This is a genomic window from Burkholderia cepacia, assembly GCF_001718835.1.
In the GTDB taxonomy this organism is placed as follows: Bacteria; Pseudomonadota; Gammaproteobacteria; order Burkholderiales; family Burkholderiaceae; genus Burkholderia; species Burkholderia cepacia_F.
In genome coordinates, this window is sequence record NZ_CP013444.1 from 3074520 (window position 1) to 3093627 (window position 19108).

The 19108-nt window shown below is 65.8% G+C and carries 15 protein-coding genes; 6 read left to right on the plus strand and 9 right to left on the minus strand.

All coding sequences use genetic code 11. The annotated features are described in order from the left end of the window. The first annotated feature begins 47 nt into the window (after positions 1-47). On the plus strand, positions 48-938 hold the full coding sequence (locus WT26_RS33480; RefSeq protein ID WP_069274953.1) for a LysR family transcriptional regulator: 891 nt from the start codon (positions 48-50) through the stop codon (positions 936-938). A 64-nt stretch (positions 939-1002) separates the two neighbouring features. Here WT26_RS33480 and WT26_RS33485 read toward each other — a convergent pair whose 3' ends face one another. Then, positions 1003-1431, minus strand: coding sequence for a Tautomerase enzyme (locus WT26_RS33485; protein WP_069274954.1), 429 nt, complete (start codon positions 1429-1431; stop codon positions 1003-1005). A 127-nt stretch (positions 1432-1558) separates the two neighbouring features. On the opposite strand from WT26_RS33485, the gene WT26_RS33490 reads away from it, so the two are divergent. Together WT26_RS33490 and WT26_RS33505 are read left to right on the plus strand one after the other, a co-directional pair. After that, complete coding sequence (locus WT26_RS33490; protein WP_069274955.1) at positions 1559-2158, plus strand: TetR/AcrR family transcriptional regulator; 600 nt, start codon at positions 1559-1561, stop codon at positions 2156-2158. A 1365-nt stretch (positions 2159-3523) separates the two neighbouring features. Continuing rightward, positions 3524-4789 carry a leucine-rich repeat domain-containing protein gene (locus WT26_RS33505; protein WP_069271713.1) on the plus strand — a complete coding sequence of 422 codons (1266 nt, stop codon included), beginning with the start codon at positions 3524-3526 and terminating at the stop codon, positions 4787-4789. 213 nt (positions 4790-5002) lie between these two features. Here WT26_RS33505 and opcM read toward each other — a convergent pair whose 3' ends face one another. From opcM to WT26_RS33525, 4 genes are read right to left on the minus strand one after another with little or no spacing between them, the layout of a single operon-like run. Beyond that, entirely contained in the window at positions 5003-6535 is a 1533-nt protein-coding gene (gene opcM / locus WT26_RS33510) for a multidrug efflux transporter outer membrane subunit OpcM (protein ID WP_069274957.1), read from the minus strand. Positions 6536-6545: 10 nt separating this feature from the next. Next, positions 6546-9731: a multidrug efflux RND transporter permease subunit CeoB gene (ceoB, locus tag WT26_RS33515; RefSeq protein WP_069274958.1), complete on the minus strand. Its 3186-nt coding sequence runs from the start codon at positions 9729-9731 to the stop codon at positions 6546-6548. A gap of 45 nt (positions 9732-9776) precedes the next feature. Next, positions 9777-10997, minus strand: coding sequence for a multidrug efflux RND transporter periplasmic adaptor subunit CeoA (gene ceoA, locus WT26_RS33520; protein WP_069274959.1), 1221 nt, complete (start codon positions 10995-10997; stop codon positions 9777-9779). Positions 10998-11030: 33 nt separating this feature from the next. Continuing rightward, positions 11031-11891 (minus strand): alpha/beta hydrolase, encoded by an 861-nt coding sequence (locus WT26_RS33525; RefSeq protein WP_059526763.1) that lies wholly within the window; start codon positions 11889-11891, stop codon positions 11031-11033. Between the two features lie 174 nt (positions 11892-12065). On the opposite strand from WT26_RS33525, the gene ceoR reads away from it, so the two are divergent. Both ceoR and WT26_RS33535 read left to right on the plus strand, forming a co-directional pair. Then, positions 12066-13070, plus strand: coding sequence for a putative multidrug efflux transcriptional regulator CeoR (gene ceoR, locus WT26_RS33530; RefSeq protein WP_059526767.1), 1005 nt, complete (start codon positions 12066-12068; stop codon positions 13068-13070). Between the two features lie 343 nt (positions 13071-13413). Beyond that, positions 13414-13707 (plus strand): DUF4148 domain-containing protein, encoded by a 294-nt coding sequence (locus tag WT26_RS33535; protein ID WP_069274960.1) that lies wholly within the window; start codon positions 13414-13416, stop codon positions 13705-13707. Positions 13708-13879: 172 nt separating this feature from the next. Here the strand turns inward: WT26_RS33535 and WT26_RS33540 are convergent, their stop codons facing one another. The 3 genes from WT26_RS33540 to selD all read right to left on the minus strand — a co-directional run bounded on the left by WT26_RS33540 (position 13880) and on the right by selD (position 16852). After that, positions 13880-14947, minus strand: a complete 1068-nt coding sequence (locus tag WT26_RS33540) for a purine-nucleoside phosphorylase (RefSeq protein WP_069274961.1) — start codon at positions 14945-14947, stop codon at positions 13880-13882. 182 nt (positions 14948-15129) lie between these two features. Further along, positions 15130-15720 carry a LysE family translocator gene (locus WT26_RS33545; RefSeq protein ID WP_059526773.1) on the minus strand — a complete coding sequence of 197 codons (591 nt, stop codon included), beginning with the start codon at positions 15718-15720 and terminating at the stop codon, positions 15130-15132. A 67-nt stretch (positions 15721-15787) separates the two neighbouring features. Then, a complete protein-coding gene (gene selD, locus WT26_RS33550; protein ID WP_081072082.1) occupies positions 15788-16852 on the minus strand; it encodes a selenide, water dikinase SelD in 1065 nt (354 codons plus the stop codon). Between the two features lie 122 nt (positions 16853-16974). On the opposite strand from selD, the gene WT26_RS33555 reads away from it, so the two are divergent. Further along, a complete protein-coding gene (locus WT26_RS33555; RefSeq protein WP_069274962.1) occupies positions 16975-17811 on the plus strand; it encodes a DMT family transporter in 837 nt (278 codons plus the stop codon). A gap of 25 nt (positions 17812-17836) precedes the next feature. On the opposite strand, the gene WT26_RS33560 is transcribed toward WT26_RS33555, so the two are convergent. After that, entirely contained in the window at positions 17837-18940 is a 1104-nt protein-coding gene (locus tag WT26_RS33560; RefSeq protein WP_069274963.1) for a porin, read from the minus strand. Positions 18941-19108 lie beyond the last annotated feature (168 nt).

Genomic DNA, 19108 nt, shown 5'->3' on the forward strand with positions numbered 1-19108 from the left:
GTCCGCAAAAGTCAGGTCCTTTCAATTTTTCTGACAGGAGGCGGCGCATGCTGACCAGCGACCACATCGACATGCTGCTGACCGTCGTCGACCAGGGCTCGTTCTCGGCGGCCGCGCGCGCGCTCGGTCGCACGCCGTCGGCGATCAGCATGGCGATCGCGAACCTCGAGGCCGAACTCGACCTCGTGCTGTTCGACCGCGGCACGCGCGAGCCGACGCCGACCGCCGCGATGGCCGCGCTGCTGCCCGATGCGCGCTCGATCGCCGAGCGGCTGCACGCGCTGCGCGCGCATGCGCAGCATTTGTCGGAAGGCGTCGAAGATACGTTGCGGCTCGGGCTCGCGGCCGAGATCGACGGCGGCCCCGTCGCGCGGGCGCTCACCGCGGTCGCGGCGAAATATCCGGCGCTCGCGATCAGCATCGTCACCGCGCCACAGGACGTGACCGTCGACGCGCTGCATCGCGGCGCCATCGATCTCTGTGTCGCGTACGGCGGGCTCGATCTTCATCCGCAGGAACAGATCCACGCGCTGTGGACCGAGACGCTCGTCGCGGTCGCCGCGCCGAGCCATCCGGCGATCGCCGAATGCGCGCAACCCGGGGCGATCGAGCGGCTGTCGGGCTTCCGCCAGATCGTGATCGCCGATCCCGAGCGGCCGCTCACCGACATGCGGCCGCTGATCGGCAACCGCACTTGGAAGGTGACCGACATGGCCACCGCGATCGCGCTGGTGAAGGCCGGGCACGGCTGGGCGAACCTGCCGGCCTCCGTCATCGGGCGTCAGGTTGCCGACGGCGAACTTGCGCCGCTGACGTTCGCCAACATCCGCAACGGGCTGCCGCTGCCCGTGTACCTGCGCCGGCCGAAACACACGGGGCTCGGCAAGGCGGCGAGCGAACTGGTGCGCGCACTGCGGGCTGCCGGCGACGAGGTGTAACCGGTGCGGCGGGATACAGCCGCACCATCGGTCGGGGCCGGACGGGGCTGACCGTTAGTTGCGGTCACGGCGCCGCCGCGGCGCTCCGGATCGAATCGACGAGCGACGCGTTGTCGTACCGCCGCCCGGCAATGCCCCATCCGCCATCGACCGCATGCACGACGTTCACCCACACTTGCGCGGGCGTCAGCCGCCCGCCCGCTCGATGCAGCACGATCTCGGTCGCCCGTTCGACGAATTGCCGCTGCTTGTCGGGCGCCGCGAGCGCCACCGCCGGCAGCTTCAGCTCCACGAACGCGGCGGGCTCCGCACGACCCTGCACGAAAGTCCGGTGCCGCGGCAGCACGTTGAGCGTGCCGACCACGTTCGGCGCCAGGAACCCGTTCCCGGTCAATCCTTCGACATCCAGCAGCGCATCGGTCAACTCGGCAAACACCGGCCCTTCGTCGTCCGGCGTGAAAACCCCTTCGGATACTGTCAGCGTAATCGGCATCGCACGTTCTCCTGGTCAGGTCATCGGAATCGTGACGTGATATAAAGATCAGTCACTCTCTATACATTAGACACCGATCGCTCTCTATGCAAGCGATAAAGAGCGATCGCTCTGAAGCGAGCCTGTCATGCGTTATTCCGTCGAGCACAAGCACGAAACCCGCACGCGCATCCTCGAGGCCGCGAGCCGCCTGTTCCGCCAGGAGGGCTATGGCGGCTCCGGCATCGGTCCACTGACGAAGGCGGCCGGCGTCACCAACGGCGCGTTCTACGGGCATTTCAAATCGAAAGGCGAGGCGTTCCGCAGCGTCGTGCTCGACGGCCTCGACCAGCTCCGGCAAGGCGTCGCGACGTTCAAGGCCGAGCATGGCGCGCGCTGGCGCCGCCCGTTCGTGTCGTTCTACCTCGGTCCGCGGCGCACCTGCGCACTCGGCGAGAGCTGTGCGCTGCCGAGCCTGTCGCCCGAGGTGATGCGCGCCGACGACGACACGCGCGACGCGTATGAACAGGCGTTGCGGCAGATCGTCGACGAAGTGTCCTCCGGGCTCGGCGACACGCCCGACGACGACCGCGCGATCGCATTTCTCGCATTGCTGTCGGGCGGCGTCACGCTTGCGCGCGCGGTGCGCGATCCCGACCTGGCGCAACGCATCGCCGATGCGGTCGGGCAGTATGCGGTGGTGATTGCGGAATGCATGGAGGTGCAGCCGGAGAAGCGGCGGGAATAGTGGACTGCGGACAAAAAGGGGATTCGTGGAATTCCGTGGGTGTCGCTTGCCGACCCTAAGCGGTCGCTCGGCATTCTCCGAAACAGCCATTCGAACATGCGACGCAGACTTGCTACCATGGCACTTCCCCCATCCGCTAGATGCGGCGACCGGAATCCAGGAACGATAATTTGCATGGAGAAACTAAGGGACCACCGGCCACTAGGCGTCTTTTCCGATGGTGGAGGCTACTTTCGGTCGGAATATCAGATCGGCATGAGGTTGATCTGGGTGAGATGCCGTCATCGCCTCGATTGCTTGGAATGCATAGGTAAGGCCGACGAAATCTTGCCCGATATATGGGCCACTATGCCCCATACCATCGCCATCGCCGAGGACTATTCCAGGACAAAGATCCCCGACTTCTGGAGTATGCACGATATGTCTAAACGGGAAGGGACTCGCTTGGACGTGTGGGGTATAACCATTACGCCTGACCTTGGGGAGGCGTGGTTCGATATTTCTCGCAATTACAACTTCGATTATTCGTCACCGACTTTTTTCAAGGACGATTACTGGAACGAAGAACCTGTGTTGCTACCAGAATTACCTGATCCGTATCACGTGTACGTCGTCCGCAACAGGTTCGGGCAACTCAGCGTCGCTATCGATAGATAGTGAGCGATTCTCTTAACCGATATGACGGTCCGTAAGTGCGTACAACTCCGCGCTAGCGATAGCTCGGATTAACAACAATCTACGTCTACGCCCCTATGTCGACCGTCCGCTCCTGGCCGAGGCTGTCACTGGCCAAATCGGCCCAGACAGCCAAAGATGCTTATCAGCGCAACAACGGCGAGAAGCCCCCCGACCAATGCGTAGGCGGAGAGAAATTTGATGGGCGATTCGGCTTTGTATATGGTCGCTCCACCACGAGTACAGACTTCGTCTTCCGTCAAATAGCTCGACAGCGTTGCCACCAAGCCGGCTGCTGACGCAAACAACGTTCCGATCCATCCGAAGTGGATGGTATCGGTTAGATGTGCCACGCATGCTCCCCATGAGGCGATGGCTAGCGCGAGAAGAATCCACACGGTTGTCCGCATAAATGGGCCTGTTCAGTTGCCTAAAATATATGCAATTGTCGACGATCCGAGCAAAATCGTCGAATGTCTCTTTGTGGCCGAACCCGGAAGCTCGAAACCGACTACCGGTCGTGCGCTGACGCCTCGATCGCCGACTTCCGCGGTTGCCCCACGCCGGGCGTCGACTTGGCGCCGCCTCTACGTCGACCTGGCAGTGCGGTGCTCCCTGTAGATGCCTGCATCGCAGGACGGCCTCGCTGTTCGTGTATAAAGGAGGCACCTTGGACATGCGGAGGCCGGTGTGGCCGAAACCCCACCCTCGAATACAAAGCCGGCTGCGGAAGGCTTGCGCAAATCGGGTTGGCGTCGTGCCAGGCCATGGGCCATCGGCGGCGGCATCGGCCTTCTGCTCGCAAGCTTGCTGGCGGTCTTAAGCCCTTTGCGGGAAAAAGCGGATGAACGGGCGCTGACCGACCTGGGATTTTCCAGGGGCACCTGCAATGACAGCAATGGTTCAGGTATCACACCCGATTCAGGCTGCCTGGCTTTGCGGGCAAAACCGGAATTGACGACGGCGCAGGTCGCGGCCGCGATGCCACGTCTAAGAAAGCTCGGCCTGAGGCTCGAGCTGAATCTGGCAGACACCGAGGTCGACAGCATCGACTCGCTGAATGGACTGAATCGCCTGGAATCTCTCGACCTCACGGGCACCCCGGTCTGGAACATCGAGGCGCTGAAGGGAATGCATTCCCTTAAGAATCTTGTACTCCACCGCACCAAAGTCGAGAACATCGATGCGCTAAAAGGATTGACCGGCCTGCAATCGCTCAATCTCTGGGAGACCCGGATCTCCAATCTCGATGCGTTGAAGAACCTGACCGACCTGCGGCAACTCGACATTCGCGGCACGCAGGTTCGGGATCTCGACGCGCTCGGGAAATTGCCTCACCTGGAAACACTCAAACTGGGCGGTGCCAGGAACGTCCGCGACATCGAGCCACTCGGCCGGCTCACCACCCTTAAGACGCTCGACCTTAACGAGACCCAGGTCGAGAGCATCGATGCGTTGAAGAAGTTGCACGATCTGCAAGCACTCTATCTGGCAAACACGCCCGTCCGGAACATCGATTTGCTAAGGGAAATGCCCAAGCTGACCACGCTCGTGCTCGACGGCTCCAAAGTCGAGAACGTCGCTGCGACGCGGGGATTGGTTCAACTGGAAACACTCGTTCTTGCGCGCACGCAAGTCACGAACATCGATGCGCTGAAGAGCCTGACGGGCCTGAGAAGACTCAACCTCGCCGACACCAGGGTCGAAAACATCGATGCGCTGAGCGGCCTGACGGGGCTCCAGATGCTCAATCTCTTTCGCACCAGGGTTCGGAATATCGACGCGCTAAAGGGTCTGACCGGTCTGCAAGAGCTCTATCTCGCGAACACGCCGGTCCAGAACGTCGAAGTACTGAAAGGCCTGACCGGACTGCGAGAGCTCGTTCTCTATGGCACCATGGCCAGCAACGTCGATGAGCTCAAAGCGGCCTTGCCAAACACTCGAGTCGTCTGGTGAATGGCCCAATAAACGATAACGGTCCACGCAAGTGCAGTTCGAGCACTCGAGTGGCCGGTTGAATCCGCAGCCGAACGCCGACAGCCTGCCCCGCATTCCCCGCTAATCCTCGACGACCCGACAAAAAGCCCCGATCCGCGTCGCCACGAATCGGGGTTCTTCGGTACGCACCAGCCGCGGCGGCCCGTCACGAGCCGCTACGCGTATCGCCGCTCAACGCGCCGCAACATCCTCCTTGCGCGCCGCATCACCCACCGCCGCCGGCACATCACCCCATCCGCCGCCGAGCGCACGGATCAGGTTGACGGTCGACACGGCCTGCGCGCCGGTGAGCTGATTCGCCTGCAGTTGCGACTGCAGCACCGAGCGCTCGCTGTCGATCACGTCGAGATAGGCGACCTCACCTTCCTGATACTGCGTGCGCGACAACGTCGCCGCGCGCCGTGACGCATTGACGGCCGCATCCTGCGCGCGGATCTGGTCGTCGAGCAGGCGCAGGTCGGCGAGATTGTCCTCGACCTCGCGGAACGCGACGAGCACCTGCTGCCGGTAATTCGCGACCTGCTCGTCGTACTGCGCGCGCGCCTGCTGCACGCCGGCCGCGCGACGCCCGCCGTCGAACAGCGGCAGCGTCAGCGCGGTGCCCGCGAACGGCCCGAGCAGGAACGTGCGGCTCGACCACAGGAACAGGTTGCCGAGCGTCGACGCCTCATAGCCGAACGATCCCGTGATGTCGAGCTTCGGGAAGTACGCCGACTTCGCGAGGCCGATCCGCGCGTTCGCGGCCGCCATCGCGCGCTCGGCCGCCGATACGTCCGGACGGCGTTCGAGCAACGCGGACGGCAGGCCCGGCGGCACCTTCACCGCGACCGGGACGATCGGCGTTTCCTTGAACGCGAAATCCGCGGGGGCCTTGCCGAGCAGGATCGCGAGCGCATGCTCGGATGCCGCGCGCCGGCGCGCGACACCGACCGCATCGGCCTGCGCGCTGGCCAGCTCGTTCTTCGCGCGCGACACGTCGAGCTCGCTGATGTCGCCTTCGTTGAAGCGGCGCTGCACGAGCTTCAGTGCCTGCTCGCGCAACTCCACCGTGCGGCGGTACAGGTCCTGGTCGGAATCGAGCTGGCGCAGTTCGAAGTAGTTCTGTGCGACGTCCGCCTGCAGCGCGAGCTGCACCGAACGGAACAGCGCTTCGCTCTGCGCCTGGTCGGCACGCGACGCCTCGACGTTGCGGCCGACACGGCCGAACAGGTCGGCTTCGTACGACACCGTCCCCTGCGCGCGCCACAGTGTCGCGTTGGTCGGGCCCGTGCCCTGCGGCTGGAACTGCGACGCCGACGACAGCCCTTCGCGCGTCGGCCCGAACCCGGCGCCGACCTGCGGGAACCATTGCGAACGCGCCGAACGCGTCGCCGCGCGTGCTTCCTCGACCCGCGCCGCCGCGGCCTTCAGGTTCTGGTTCGCGGCGAGCGCCTGGGTCTCGAGCGAATCGAGCACCGGATCGCCGAACACCTTCCACCATTCGCCGCGATGTTCGCCGTCCGCCGGCTCGGCCGTCTTCCATGTTCCGGCCTGCTCGCCGGCGGCGAGCGTCGGCGCTTCCTTGAACGCGGCGGGCGCCGCTGCATCCGGGCGCTTGTAGTCGGGGCCCACCGCGCACGCGGCGAGCAGAGACACGAGCAGGCCGCTCGCCGCCGCGAGCCTCGCCACGCGCATCAAACCGGATTGAGTCTTCGAGTTATCCATTTTGTAGTCCTCAAGCATCGGGCGCAGGCACGCCGTAGCCGGCCGAGTCCTTGCCGGCGACGTGGATCTTGCCGCCTGCCAGCGTACGCAACACGACGTAGAACACCGGCGTCAGCATCAGCCCGAACAGCGTCACGCCGAGCATCCCGAAGAACACCGCGACACCCATCGCATGGCGCATTTCCGAACCGGCCCCCGTCGACGTGACGAGCGGCACGACACCCATGATGAACGCGATCGACGTCATCAGGATCGGGCGCAGCCGCAGCCGGCTCGCCTCGATCGCCGCCTCGAGCGGCGTCCTGCCGTCGTGTTCGAGCTCACGCGCGAATTCGACGATCAGGATCGCGTTCTTCGCCGACAGCCCCACCAGCACCATCAAGCCGATCTGCGTGAAGATGTTGTTGTCGCCCTGCGTGAGCCACACGCCCGTCAGCGCCGACAGAATGCTCATCGGCACGATCAGGATCACCGCGAGCGGCAGCGTCAGGCTTTCATACAGCGCGGCGAGCACGAGGAACACGAGCAGCACGCTGATCGGGAACACATACATCGCCGAATCGCCGGCAAGGATCTGCTGGTACGTGAGGTCGGTCCATTCGAACCGCACGCCGCGCGGCAGCGTCTCGTGCGCGATGCGCTCGATCGCGGCCTGCGCCTGGCCCGACGAGAAGCCCGGCGCCGGGCCGCCGTTGATGTCGGCCGCCGTGTAGCCGTTGTAGCGCACGACCATTTCGGGGCCGAACGTCGGCGTCACCGTGACGAGCGACGACAGCGGCACCATCTCGCCCTTGTCGTTACGCGTCTTCAACTGCAGGATGTCGTCCGCGCGCTGGCGGAACGGCGCATCGGCCTGCACGCGCACCTGGTACACGCGCCCGAAGCGGTTGAAGTCGTTCACGTACAGCGAGCCGAGATACACCTGCATCGTGTTGAACACGTCGGTCACCGGCACGCCGAGCTGCTTCGCCTTCACGCGATCGAGATCGACGTTGAGCTGCGGCACGTTGATCTGGTAGCTCGTGAACAACGGGCCGAGTTCCGGCGCCTGCTGCGCGCGCTTGATGAAGTCGTTGGACGCATCCGCGAGCCGCGCGTAGCCGACCGCGCCGCGATCCTCGATCTGCATCTTGAACCCGCCGAGCGTGCCGAGGCCGAGCACCGGCGGCGGCGGGAACACCGCGACGAACGAATCCTTGATCGCACCGTACTGCTGGTTCAACGCACCCGCGATCGCGCCCGCCGACAGCGCCTTGCCGTGCCGCTCCGAGAACGGCTTCAGCGTGACGAACACGATGCCCGCGCTCGAGCTGTTCGTGAAGCCGTTCACCGACAGCCCCGGGAACGCGACCGCGCTCTCGACGCCCGGCTGCTTCAGCGCGATCGAGCCCATGTCGCGGATCACCTTCTCGGTGCGGTCGAGCGACGCACCGTTCGGCAGCTGCGCGAACGCGATCAGGTATTCCTTGTCCTGCGCGGGCACGAAGCCGCCCGGCACGACCTTCGACACCAGCACGGTCGCGCCCACCAGCACGAGGTACACGCCGAGCATCAGCGTCTTGCGCGACAGCACGCCGCGCACGCCGCGGCCGTAGTTCTCCGCGCCGCGATGGAACACCTTGTTGAAGCGCCTGAAGAAACCGCCCAGCACGCGGTTCATCACGCGCGTGAGCCAGTCTTCCTTGTCGCCATGCCCTTTCAGCAGGATCGCGGACAGCGCCGGCGACAGCGTCAGCGAGTTGAACGCCGAGATCACCGTCGAGATCGCGATGGTCATCGCGAACTGCTTGTAGAACTGGCCGGTCAGGCCCGACATGAACGCGAGCGGCACGAACACGGCGACGAGCGTCAGCGCGATCGCGATGATCGGCCCGCTCACTTCCTGCATCGCCTTGTAGGTCGCCTGCCGCGCGTTCATCCCGCTTTCGATGTTGCGCTCGACGTTCTCGACCACCACGATCGCATCGTCAACCACGATCCCGATCGCGAGCACCATCCCGAACAGTGACAACGCATTGATCGAGTAGCCGAATGCGAGCAGCAGCGAGAACGTGCCGATGATCGACACCGGCACCGCGATCAGCGGAATCAGCGACGCGCGCCAGGTCTGCAGGAACACGATCACGACGATCACGACCAGCGCGATCGCTTCGAGCAGCGTGTGCACGACGGCCTTGATCGACGAACGCACGAACTGCGTCGGGTCGTAGACGATCTTGTAGTCGACGCCCGCCGGCATGTCCTGCTTCAGCTCGGCCATCGTCTTGCGCACTTCGTCCGAGATCTGCAGCGAGTTCGCGCCCGGCGACTGGTTGATCGCCATCGCGACGGCCGGCTTGTTGTCGAGCAGCGAGCGCAGCCCGTATTCAGATGCGTCGAGCTCGATGCGCGCGATGTCGCGCAGGTGCGTGACGCCGCCGTCCGGCGTGGTCTTCACGACGATGTCGCCGAACTCGTCTTCCGTCTGCAGGCGGCCGCGCGCGTTCACCGACAGCTGCAGCGGCGTGCCGGGCAGCGACGGCGACGCGCCGATCACGCCGGCCGCGACCTGCACGTTCTGCTCGCGGATCGCCTGCACGACGTCCTCGGCCGACAGCCCGCGCTGCGCGACCTTCTGCGGATCGAGCCACACGCGCATCGCGTAGTCGCCCGAACCCCACAGCTGCACCTGGCCGACGCCCTGGATCCGCGACAGGCGATCCTTCACGTTGATCAGCGCGTAGTTGCGCAGGTAGGTCATGTCGTAGCGGTTGTCCGGCGAGATCAGGTGGACCACCATCGTCAGCGTCGGCGAGCTCTTTACCGTCGTGATGCCGAGCCGCTGCACGTCTTCCGGCAGGCGCGGCAGCGCCTGGTTCACGCGGTTCTGCACCAGCTGCGTGGCCTTGTCCGGATCGGTACCCAGCTTGAACGTGACGGTGATCGTCATGTTGCCGTCGCTGTTCGCCTGCGACTGCATGTAGAGCATGTCCTCGACGCCGTTGATCTGCTCCTCGAGCGGCGATGCGACCGTCTCGGCGATCACTTTCGGGTTCGCGCCCGGATACTGCGCCTTCACGATCACGGAAGGCGGCACGACTTCCGGATATTCCGAGATCGGCAGCAGGAACATCGCGATCACCCCGCCGAGCAGGACGATCACCGATAGGACTCCTGCAAAGATCGGCCGGTCGATAAAGAATTTTGAAATGTTCATGTGTGGCTCTGTCTGGTTGAACGCGGATACGAAGCGGCGGCCCGCTTACGAATCCGCCTTCGCCGGGGCGGCCGGCTTCGCGTTGTCCGCCAGCGGCGCGGACGGCGCGTCACCGCCCGTCATCGGGACCATGTGCGGCTTCACCTGTTCGCCGGGGCGCACGCGCTGCGTGCCGTTCACGACCACGCGATCGCCTGCCGCGAGGCCGCTCACGATCACGCGCCGGTTGCCGTGCTGCAGCCCCTGCTGCACTTCGCGGTACGACACGCGGCCTTGCTGGTCGACGACGAACACGAACTTCTTGTCCTGGTCGGTGTTGATCGCCGCGTCGTCGACGAGCAATGCCTCGTGCGGCGCGCTGCCGCCCACCTTCACGCGTGCGTACAGGCCCGGGACGAGCGCACCGTCCGCGTTGTCGAAGCGTGCGCGCACCCGGATCGTGCCCGACGACGTGTCGAGCCGGTTGTCGACCGAGTCGATCTCGCCGCTGCGCGAGTAGCCGGTTTCGTTCGCGAGGCCGAGCTCGACCGGCACCTTGCGGCCGTTGCGCGCGCCGTTGATGTATTGCAGGTAGGTCTGTTCATCTGCGTCGAACGACGCGTAGATCGGCGACACCGACACCAGCGTGGTGAGCGGCGCGGCCGACGCACCGGCCGACACGACGTTGCCGAGCGTGATTTCCGCACGCGACACGCGGCCCGACACCGGCGCGGTGATTCGCGTATAGCCGAGGTTGATGCGCGCCGTTTCGAGCGCGGCTTCGGCGGCCTTCAGGTTCGCGGTCGCTTCGCGCGCGGCGTTCTGCTTCTCGTCGTAATCGCGCTTCGCGATCGCGTTGTCGCCGATCAGCCGCTGCGCGCGCTGCCAGTCGGTCTGCGCATAGCCGTTGCGCGCCTGCGCGGCCGCGAGCTGCGCGGCCGCGCGATCGGTTTCGGCCTGGTACGGGCGCGGGTCGATCACGAACAGCACGTCGCCCTTCTTCACGAGCGCGCCGTCCTTGAAGTTCACCGCGACGATCGTGCCGGACACCTGCGGGCGCACGTCGACTTTCTCGACCGCCTCGAGGCGGCCCGAATAACTCTGCCAGTCGGTGACGGTCTGCGGCACGACGGTCGCGACATCGACTTCGGGCAGCGGCGCGGCCGCCTTCTCGGGTGCGTTCGCGTTCACGCGCATCGCGCCGAACGTTCCGAGGCCGACGACGGCAAGCGTCACGATCGCCGCTGTCGTCGCGATTCGGGAACGGGAGGTGCGTAGGATGGCCATGTGGATCTCCAGGTAAACGTGGATTGGTTCTGGTTATTCGGAACGGTTGGGCTGGCGCGCCTGGAAGCGGCACTGGAAGAAGCGCACGGCTTCCTCGAAGGCGGCTTCGTGCGTCGCGAGCGCGGCGTGCGTGATGTCCGGATAGCGGATCACCTGCGTGAGCACGCCCGACGAGATCAGGCAGCCCGCATATTTCTCCGCCTCGACGTGCAGCACGTCGTTCTGCGCGGTGACGACGAGCGTCGGCGGCAGGCCCGCGAGGCGCACCGATTCGAGCGGAGCCGCATACGGGTGCATGCGTTGCGCGGCCTGCGGCAGATACGCGCGATAACAGGCCGCGCATTCGCGCGCGGTGATGTCGGATGCGAGGCGCTCGGCGTCGCCGATGCGCGTCATGCTCGGGTCGAGCATCGGCCCGAACAGCGCCTGCGCGACGATCGACACTTCGCCGCGATCGCGCGCGATGAACGCGAGGCAGTTCGCGAGCTGGCCACCCGCGTCGTGCCCCGCGACACCGATCTTCTTCGGGTTGCCGCCGAACGCGCGGGCGCGCGTCGCGGCCCACACGGCGGCGCGATACGCATCCTCCGGCGCGGCCGGAAAGGGAAAGGCCGGCGCGAGCGAATAGTCGACCGACACTACGAGCGCTGGTAAGCGTTCTGCTAAAAAGCGCGCGGCGAAATCGGCGTCTTCGAGCGAACCGCGGACGAAGCCGCCGCCGTGGAAATAAAGCACTACTGGCAACCCGGTCTTGTCCGCGCGCCGGTACAGGCGCAGCACGATGTCCTGCGCGTAGCCGGGAATTTCCACTTCGGCGACCGTCAGCGCCGCGCCCGCCGTGGCTTGCACGGGCAACGCGGCCTTCAGGAATTTGCTGAATTCAGAAGCGTCCATGACGATGCAGCATCCATTTCGAGATGGAACGAATTCTGGGTCCGGCAGACATTGGGATAAATGCCTATAATCCGGCAACACAATTCAACGCCCCCGAACAATCCGAGGCTGCGTTTACCCACGAGGTAGCGCAGCCTTCTTGTTCCGGCGGCAAATTAGATTGCGGAGGTTGTGATGGACCGGCTTCAGGCCATGCAGGTGTTTACTCGCGTCGTCGATACGAGCAGCTTCACCAAGGCAGCGGAAACGCTCAGCTTGCCGCGGGCGTCCGTCACGACGATCATCCAGAATCTCGAGGCTTTCCTCGGTGTACGGCTGATGCACCGGACCACGCGCCGGCTGTCGCTCACGCCGGACGGCGCCGCGTACTACGAACGATGCGTGCGGATCCTCGCGGACGTCGAGGAAACCGAGGCGAGCTTCCAGGCGAACAACCGGAAGCCGCACGGAAAGTTGCGTATCGACATGCCGGGTTCGATCGGGCGGCTGCTCGTGATTCCGTCGCTGTGCGAATTTCATACGCGCTACCCGGACATCGACCTGCAGCTCGGCCTGTCCGACCGGCCGGTCGACCTGCTGCAGGAAGGGGTCGATTGCGTGATCCGCGTCGGCGCACTGCAGGACTCGTCGCTCGTCGCGCGGCGGGTCGGCCTGTTCGAATGCGTGACGGTCGCGTCGCCCGACTATCTCGAGCGCCACGGCGAGCCGAAGACGATCGACGACCTGAGCCAGCACAAGGCCGTCAACTACTTCTCGAGCCGCACCGGCCGCACGATCGACTGGACGTTCCTGACCGACGGCCAGGAAGTCGAGATGAAGATGGAGGGCATCCTGTCGGTGAACGACGCGGATGCTTACGTGACCTGCGGGATCGAAGGCTTCGGGCTGATCCAGCCGCCGCTCTTCATGGTGCTGCCGCATCTGCGCGAAGGCCGGCTCAAGGAAGTGCTGCCAGGCGTCAAGCCGCTGCCGATGCCGATCTCCGTCGTGTATCCGCACAGCCGCCATCTGTCGCCGAAAGTGCGCGTCTTCGTCGACTGGATCGCCGAGGTGTTCGATCGTTGCCCGCTGCTGAGCGGCAAGGGCAGCCTCGACGCGACGTGCAGCAAGCGTACGTTCGAGGAAGCCGAACGCGCGCCGGTGCTCGACACGCCGGTCATCAACGAATGGGTCGCATAAGGGGCGCATCAGGCCGCGCGACGCGCTGATACGCCCGGAAGCGACTGACGACGGCGCATCGCAGCATGCGCCGTCCCTCCATGATTCGCAGAAGACCATTGCGCCGATAGCACCAATCGAATTGCGCGGCGCACGCGGCGCCCCCGAAACGGCATGTGCGTTGTCCTGCTTGGCCCCGCGCTGCAAGGCGTCGAGCGAAATCCCTATCGAGGGTGCGGCTTCCGATTGTTCCATTGAGGCGACAATTCAATTCACCGCAACGCCATTTATCGACCGCGCTCGCGCTCTTAGAGTAGATCCTGTCGCGCAGCAGCATGCGCATCGAATCGACAGGAGTCCCATCATGAAACGCCGCGGTCTGCTCTCCACCCTTGCCCTCGCACTCGTCGTGTCCGCGCCGGCCTTCGCCGACACCGACACGGGCCACGCAGGCGATTACGGCAATACGTCGCTGTACGCACAAAGCAACGGCCCGCGCACGCGCGCCGAAGTCCGCGCGGAACTCGAACAGGCGCAGCGCGACGGGACCGTCGCGTACATCCGCAAGGCCACGTCATACGCGCAAGGGCTCGACCTCGTGCCGCGCCCGTATCGCTCGATGCCGGAAAGCAACCAGCTCGCCGGCGGGGGCCGGTAAACGCACAACGCCGCGCAGCGGGTTGCCCCGTGCGCGGCGTCATGAATCACATCAATCGGTTATTTGCAGGAGTTGCGCATCATGAACGATCAACTGCCCTCGCCGCTCGATCACTGGAACAGCGATACGCCGGTCTGGACGCCGTTCCGCCCGCAATCGCGCTGACGCACGGTCAACGGCGCGGCACCCCGTCGCGCCATTCGCCCCAGTGCGTCACGATGTCCTGAACCAGCGGATTGCCCGCGCGGTACAGGTTTTCGGTCGCCGGGGCGAAGCCGCCCTGGTCCGCGTAGTTCAGCAGGTTGTCGGCACTCGTCTGCCCCGCGTACGGCCGGTCGAAATCCGACCCGGTACGCAGCACCGCGACGCGCGACAGGTCGACCCGCTTCACGCTCGCCGCACGCTTGAGCGCTTCATACGTCGCGTTGTCTTCCTGTGCGGTCATGCAGTAGGTACCCTTGCCGTCGGTCAGGATCTTCGTCCACTGGCGCGCGCGCTCGCCGATCAGCGTGCCCGAGAACCACGTGTTGCCCGATGACGTATCGCACTGGATCACCGTCGGCGGCCGGTTCGCCGGCGCGTACGTGAACTTCGCGCGCGCGGCCTGCGCCTGCGCGCTGTCGGCCAGCACGACGTTGCGCGACAGCGCGACAGCGGCGTCGGTCAGCTGCGGGTTGAGCTGGAACACCTCGGTGCGATAGTCGAGCGGCGGCTTGTCGTTCGGGCTCTTCGTGTTGATGCCGAGAAAGCCGGTATTCCAGCCGGCCGGAATCTCGCGTGCATCGAGCTCCCACTGCAGGCTGAAATCGACGAGGTACTTCGACCACGCGGCCGAGCCGACGGTGCCTTGCGCGGGGTCGACGCCCGCGATGCCGGAGATCAGGAAATACGTGCGGCGCAGATCGAAGCGCTGCGAGAACGTGAGCGCCATGATCGTCGCCGACGCGTTCGCATAGCCCATGCCGGTCGTGACCACGCATACGTCCTGCTTGTTGCAATGAACGTTCGGGTAGTCGGGCGACAGGCCGGGCACGGCGATGTCGCGCCACGGGCCGAGCCGGTCGAGCCATGCCTGGCCCTCCGGACCGAACATCGTGATGATCATGACCTTGACCGGGCGGCCCTGTGCACCGGCGTCGGCAAACGACTGGTCCGCATTGTTGCCCTGCGCGATCGACGGCGCGGTCGCACAGGCTGCGAGCGAGAAGGCAGCGGCGGAAAGAATCGAGCGAGTCAGCATCGGCGTTCCTTGTTTCGATGATGTTGGGTGAGAACGGCTCTCGTAGACTGCGCGACGGAGTATAGAACGGGCGTGCCCGATGCGGAACCCGATTGCGATGCGCGATGGCGGGGCGAACACGCGCCGACGCAGCGCGACCGGTTCCGCGAGAACGTGAGGAATGCTATCGAGGCGAGTGTCGGCTACAACCGTGCGAGCCCCGCAACCCCGTACCCCAGCACGACAAGCGCCGCGACCACGTGGCTCGCCGCGAGCAGCCTCGGCGACTTCACGATCCGGCCGATCACGCTGCCGCCGAAGGCGAACACGAGCTGCCCCGCGAGGCTGCCGGCAAACACGCACGCGGCGCCGAGCAGCCAGTGCCGCTGCGCGCCGGCGGCGGCCGTTGCATAGCCGTAGAACAACAGGATCGTCAGCGGGTTCGCCAGCGTGACGAAGAACATCGACGCAAACGGGCGGCTGCCCGGCGGCCGCGCATCGCCGTCGAGCGTGCGGCGGCGATCCCGCAGCGCCTGCCACAGCATCCGCGTCCCCATCGCCAGCAGCACGAGCGCACCCACCAGACGAAACAGCGGCAGATGCGCCGCGAGCGTACTCGCGAGCATCGCGCCGAGCGTGAATGCGACGACCGCATAGCAGCCGTCGGCCGCCGCAACACCCACCGCCGCGCGCACGCCGCTCGCGGTGCCGGCGCGCATCCCGTAGTTCGCGATCATCAGTGCAACGGGCCCGACCGACAGCGCGATCATCAGCCCGAACAGGAAATCGTTCATCGGGAATCGACGTCTTCGATGGAAAACGCCGATTCTAGCGACCGCAAAAATGTCCGGGGAAAGTACGTCAGGCGACATCGACGCGCGCAGGCCCGTCCACCATCTCGCCGATCACGCCCGCGCGGTCGAAACCGTCGGCACGGAAGCACGCGAGCACGTCGTCGACGGCCTCGGGCGCGCACGCGACCAGCAGGCCGCCCGACGTCTGCGGATCGGTCAGCAGCGCCTGCGCGACCGGCGGCAGCGTGTCGGCCAGTCGAACGTCCGCGCCGTACGCGGCCCAGTTGCGGCCCGACGCACCGGTGAACACGCCGTCGGCCACGAACGCCTCGACGCCCGCGAGCCACGGCAGCGACGCGTAGTGCACACGCGCGGTGAGGTGAGCGCCACGTGCGAGCTCGAGCGTGTGGCCGAGCAGCCCAAAGCCCGTGACGTCGGTCAGCGCATGCACGCCCGGCAGCGCGGCGAGTTCGGCGCCCGGCCGGTTCAACTTGGTGGTTGTCGCCACCATCTGCGCGTAGCCGGCAGCGTCGAGCTGGTTCTTCTTCAGCGCGGCCGACAGCACGCCGACGCCGAGCGGCTTGCCGAGCACGAGCACGTCGCCCGCGCGCGCGGCCGCGTTGCGCTTCACGCGCGACGGATGCACGACGCCGATCGCCGCGAGCCCGTAGATCGGCTCGACCGAATCGATCGAGTGGCCGCCCGCCACCGGAATGCCGGCATCCGCGCACACCGATTCGCCACCGCGCAGCACGGCCGCGATCGTCTCGTGCGGCAGCACGTTGATCGGCATCCCGACCAGCGCGAGCGCGAGGATCGGCTTGCCGCCCATCGCGTAGACGTCGGACAGCGCGTTGGTCGCGGCGATGCGGCCGAAGTCGAACGGATCGTCGACGATCGGCATGAAGAAGTCGGTGGTCGCGACGATCGCCTGCTCGTCGTTGAGGCGGTAGACGGCCGCGTCGTCGGACGTCTCGGTACCGACCAGCAGATCCGGGAACAGCGCGGGCGGCGTCGCGCGCTTCAGCAGCTCGGACAGCACGCCCGGCGCAATCTTGCAGCCGCAGCCGCCGCCGTGCGACAGGCTCGTGAGGCGCGGAACGGCAGGCTGGGCTTGGGTGGCTTCGGTCATCGTCGGCATCCGGTGAATAACAACACGCCATTATCGACAATTCCACGCCGGCGTGCCCGCCGCCCACATAATGACGGCGCCGTCCGCATCCGCCCTCCCCCTCGACCGCCTGACCGTCTGCCATGGATCACCTCTTCATCGGCCTCGTGCTGTGCTCCGCGTTGCTGCACGCCATCTGGAATGCCTTCCTCCACGTCAGCGAAGACCGCCTCGTACAGCTCGGCACGATGTCGTTGCCCTATTTCGCGTTCGGCGTCGCCGGCGCGTGGCTGCTGCCGGCGCCCGAGCGCGCCGCGTGGCCGTACATCGCCGCGTCGGCCGCGCTCGAGGTCGCGTACTGCTTCACGCTGGCGCGCGCCTACCGCAGCGGCGAGTTCGGGCAGATCTATCCGATCGCGCGCGGGATCTCGCCGCTGCTCGTGTCGGCGCTCGCGCTCGCCTTCCTCCACGAGCAGCCGACCCCGTTCGGCTTCGCGGGCATCGCGCTCGTGTCGTTCGGCATCATGTCGCTCGCGCTGCGGCGCGGCTTCCGGTTCTCCGGCGAAGGCGTGCCGTTCGCGCTGCTCACGGGCGTGTTCATCGCCGCGTATTCGATCTGCGACGGCATCGGCTCGCGCGTGTCCGGCAGCGCGCTCGGCTACATCGCGTGGGTGTACGTGCTGTGGAGCGTGCCGCAGTTCGTGCTGGTCTGCGCGCTGCGTGGCGGCCCGCGCAGCGTGTTCGGGTCGCGCGACGCGGTGCGGCAGGGCGTCGTGGCCGGCACGATCTCCCTCGCCGCTTACGGGATCGTGATCCTCGCGTACCGGATCCTGCCGGTCGGGACGGTGTCGGCGCTGCGTGAAACGAGTTCGATCTTCGCGGTCGCGATCGGCTGGCTCGTGATGCGCGAGCGGCCCGGCGCGCAGCGGCTCGCCGCGTGCGCGCTGGTGGTCGCGGGCGCGGCACTGATCCGCCTGTAACCGGACGCGCGCGCCGCCCGCCGCATCAGAACCGGTGGCGGATGCCCGTCACCGCGACGATCTGCGTGCGCGTGCTCGACGGATTCGAGATCCCTTCGATCGCCGCCACCGTGTTCGATGAAGCGCGCTGGTAGAACGCATTCACGTAGATGTCGGCGCGCTTCGACAGGAAATACTGCGCGCCGACGCTCGTCTGCAGGTAATGCGAACTCGGCTTCGGCCCCTGCGACGCGAGCACCTGCGTATAGGTTTCGCCGAGCGAGAACTGCAGCGCGGGCGTCATCAGGTAGCGCACGCTGCCCTCGAAGTTGTTGAAGCGCATCGCGCCGCCCGTCTGCAGGTTGAACAGCGAGCTCGTGTACAGCAGCCCGAACGTCGCGGCGCCCCATGCATACGCGCCGCCCGCGCCCCAGATCTGCTGGCGCGTCACGCCCTTGATGAACGTGTAGTAGTTGTCGGACGCCGCCGCGCCGGTCGTGTCGAGTGCCGGATGATCGACGCGCACGTACGCTGCGCCCAGTTGCAGCGGCCCGTTCTCGTAGCTCGCGCCGAGGCTCCACACGCGGTTTTCCGCGAACGACGTGGAATTCGAGAAGCCATACAGGCCGACGGCGCGCAGCCCGTACCACGTGGGCGTCTGGTACTGCACCGAGTTGTTGGTGCGGAACGTGTTGTTCAGGTCGTCGGTGTCGAACGGATGCAGCGCGTACTGCGTGAGCGCGGTGGTCGCGCCGATCTGCAGCGGCTCCAGCACCTCCTGCGCCGCGTTGTACTGGCGGCCCATCGTCAGCGTGCCCCAGCGGTCGTTTTCCAACCCCACGTATGCGCGGCGCCCGAACAGCCGTCCGCCCTGGCTCGCGGCGCCGCTCTCGATGTTGAAGCCGTTCTCGAGCCGGAACACCGCGCGCGTGCCGCCACCGAGTTCCTCCTTGCCGAGCAGCCCGAATCGCGTGCCCTGCTCGTTGCCGCCGGTCGCCTGCCACGCAGCGTGGCCGTTCTGGTTGTTCGTGTACGTGATCCCTGAATCGACCACGCCATACAGCGTCACGCTCGATTGCGCGCACGCGTGCGACGCGCCCGCGCCGATCGCGACTCCCATCAGCGCCGCCGCCATTTCCGTCCGTTTCATATCTCTGACCCCTTTGTCGGTTGTATATGGGGAGCGATTTATTTCGCCCCAAACGTGTTTTATTGAATAAAACATCGTCTTATTAATTTTTGATTTCGGATGTTTTTGGCGTCAATATGGACAAAAGATCACACGAATACTCGCGCCAAAGCCCGTTCCGACGACGTT

Coding starts and splice junctions, on each gene's coding strand:
- WT26_RS33480 (WP_069274953.1), top strand. CDS start 48: ATGCTGACCAGCGACCACATCGACATGCTGCTGACCGTCGTCGACCAG.
- WT26_RS33485 (WP_069274954.1), bottom strand. CDS start 1,431: ATGCCGATTACGCTGACAGTATCCGAAGGGGTTTTCACGCCGGACGAC.
- WT26_RS33490 (WP_069274955.1), top strand. CDS start 1,559: ATGCGTTATTCCGTCGAGCACAAGCACGAAACCCGCACGCGCATCCTC.
- opcM (WP_069274957.1), bottom strand. CDS start 6,535: ATGGATAACTCGAAGACTCAATCCGGTTTGATGCGCGTGGCGAGGCTC.
- ceoB (WP_069274958.1), bottom strand. CDS start 9,731: ATGAACATTTCAAAATTCTTTATCGACCGGCCGATCTTTGCAGGAGTC.
- ceoA (WP_069274959.1), bottom strand. CDS start 10,997: ATGGCCATCCTACGCACCTCCCGTTCCCGAATCGCGACGACAGCGGCG.
- WT26_RS33525 (WP_059526763.1), bottom strand. CDS start 11,891: ATGGACGCTTCTGAATTCAGCAAATTCCTGAAGGCCGCGTTGCCCGTG.
- ceoR (WP_059526767.1), top strand. CDS start 12,066: ATGGACCGGCTTCAGGCCATGCAGGTGTTTACTCGCGTCGTCGATACG.
- WT26_RS33535 (WP_069274960.1), top strand. CDS start 13,414: ATGAAACGCCGCGGTCTGCTCTCCACCCTTGCCCTCGCACTCGTCGTG.
- WT26_RS33540 (WP_069274961.1), bottom strand. CDS start 14,947: ATGCTGACTCGCTCGATTCTTTCCGCCGCTGCCTTCTCGCTCGCAGCC.
- WT26_RS33545 (WP_059526773.1), bottom strand. CDS start 15,720: ATGAACGATTTCCTGTTCGGGCTGATGATCGCGCTGTCGGTCGGGCCC.
- selD (WP_081072082.1), bottom strand. CDS start 16,852: ATGACCGAAGCCACCCAAGCCCAGCCTGCCGTTCCGCGCCTCACGAGC.
- WT26_RS33555 (WP_069274962.1), top strand. CDS start 16,975: ATGGATCACCTCTTCATCGGCCTCGTGCTGTGCTCCGCGTTGCTGCAC.
- WT26_RS33560 (WP_069274963.1), bottom strand. CDS start 18,940: ATGAAACGGACGGAAATGGCGGCGGCGCTGATGGGAGTCGCGATCGGC.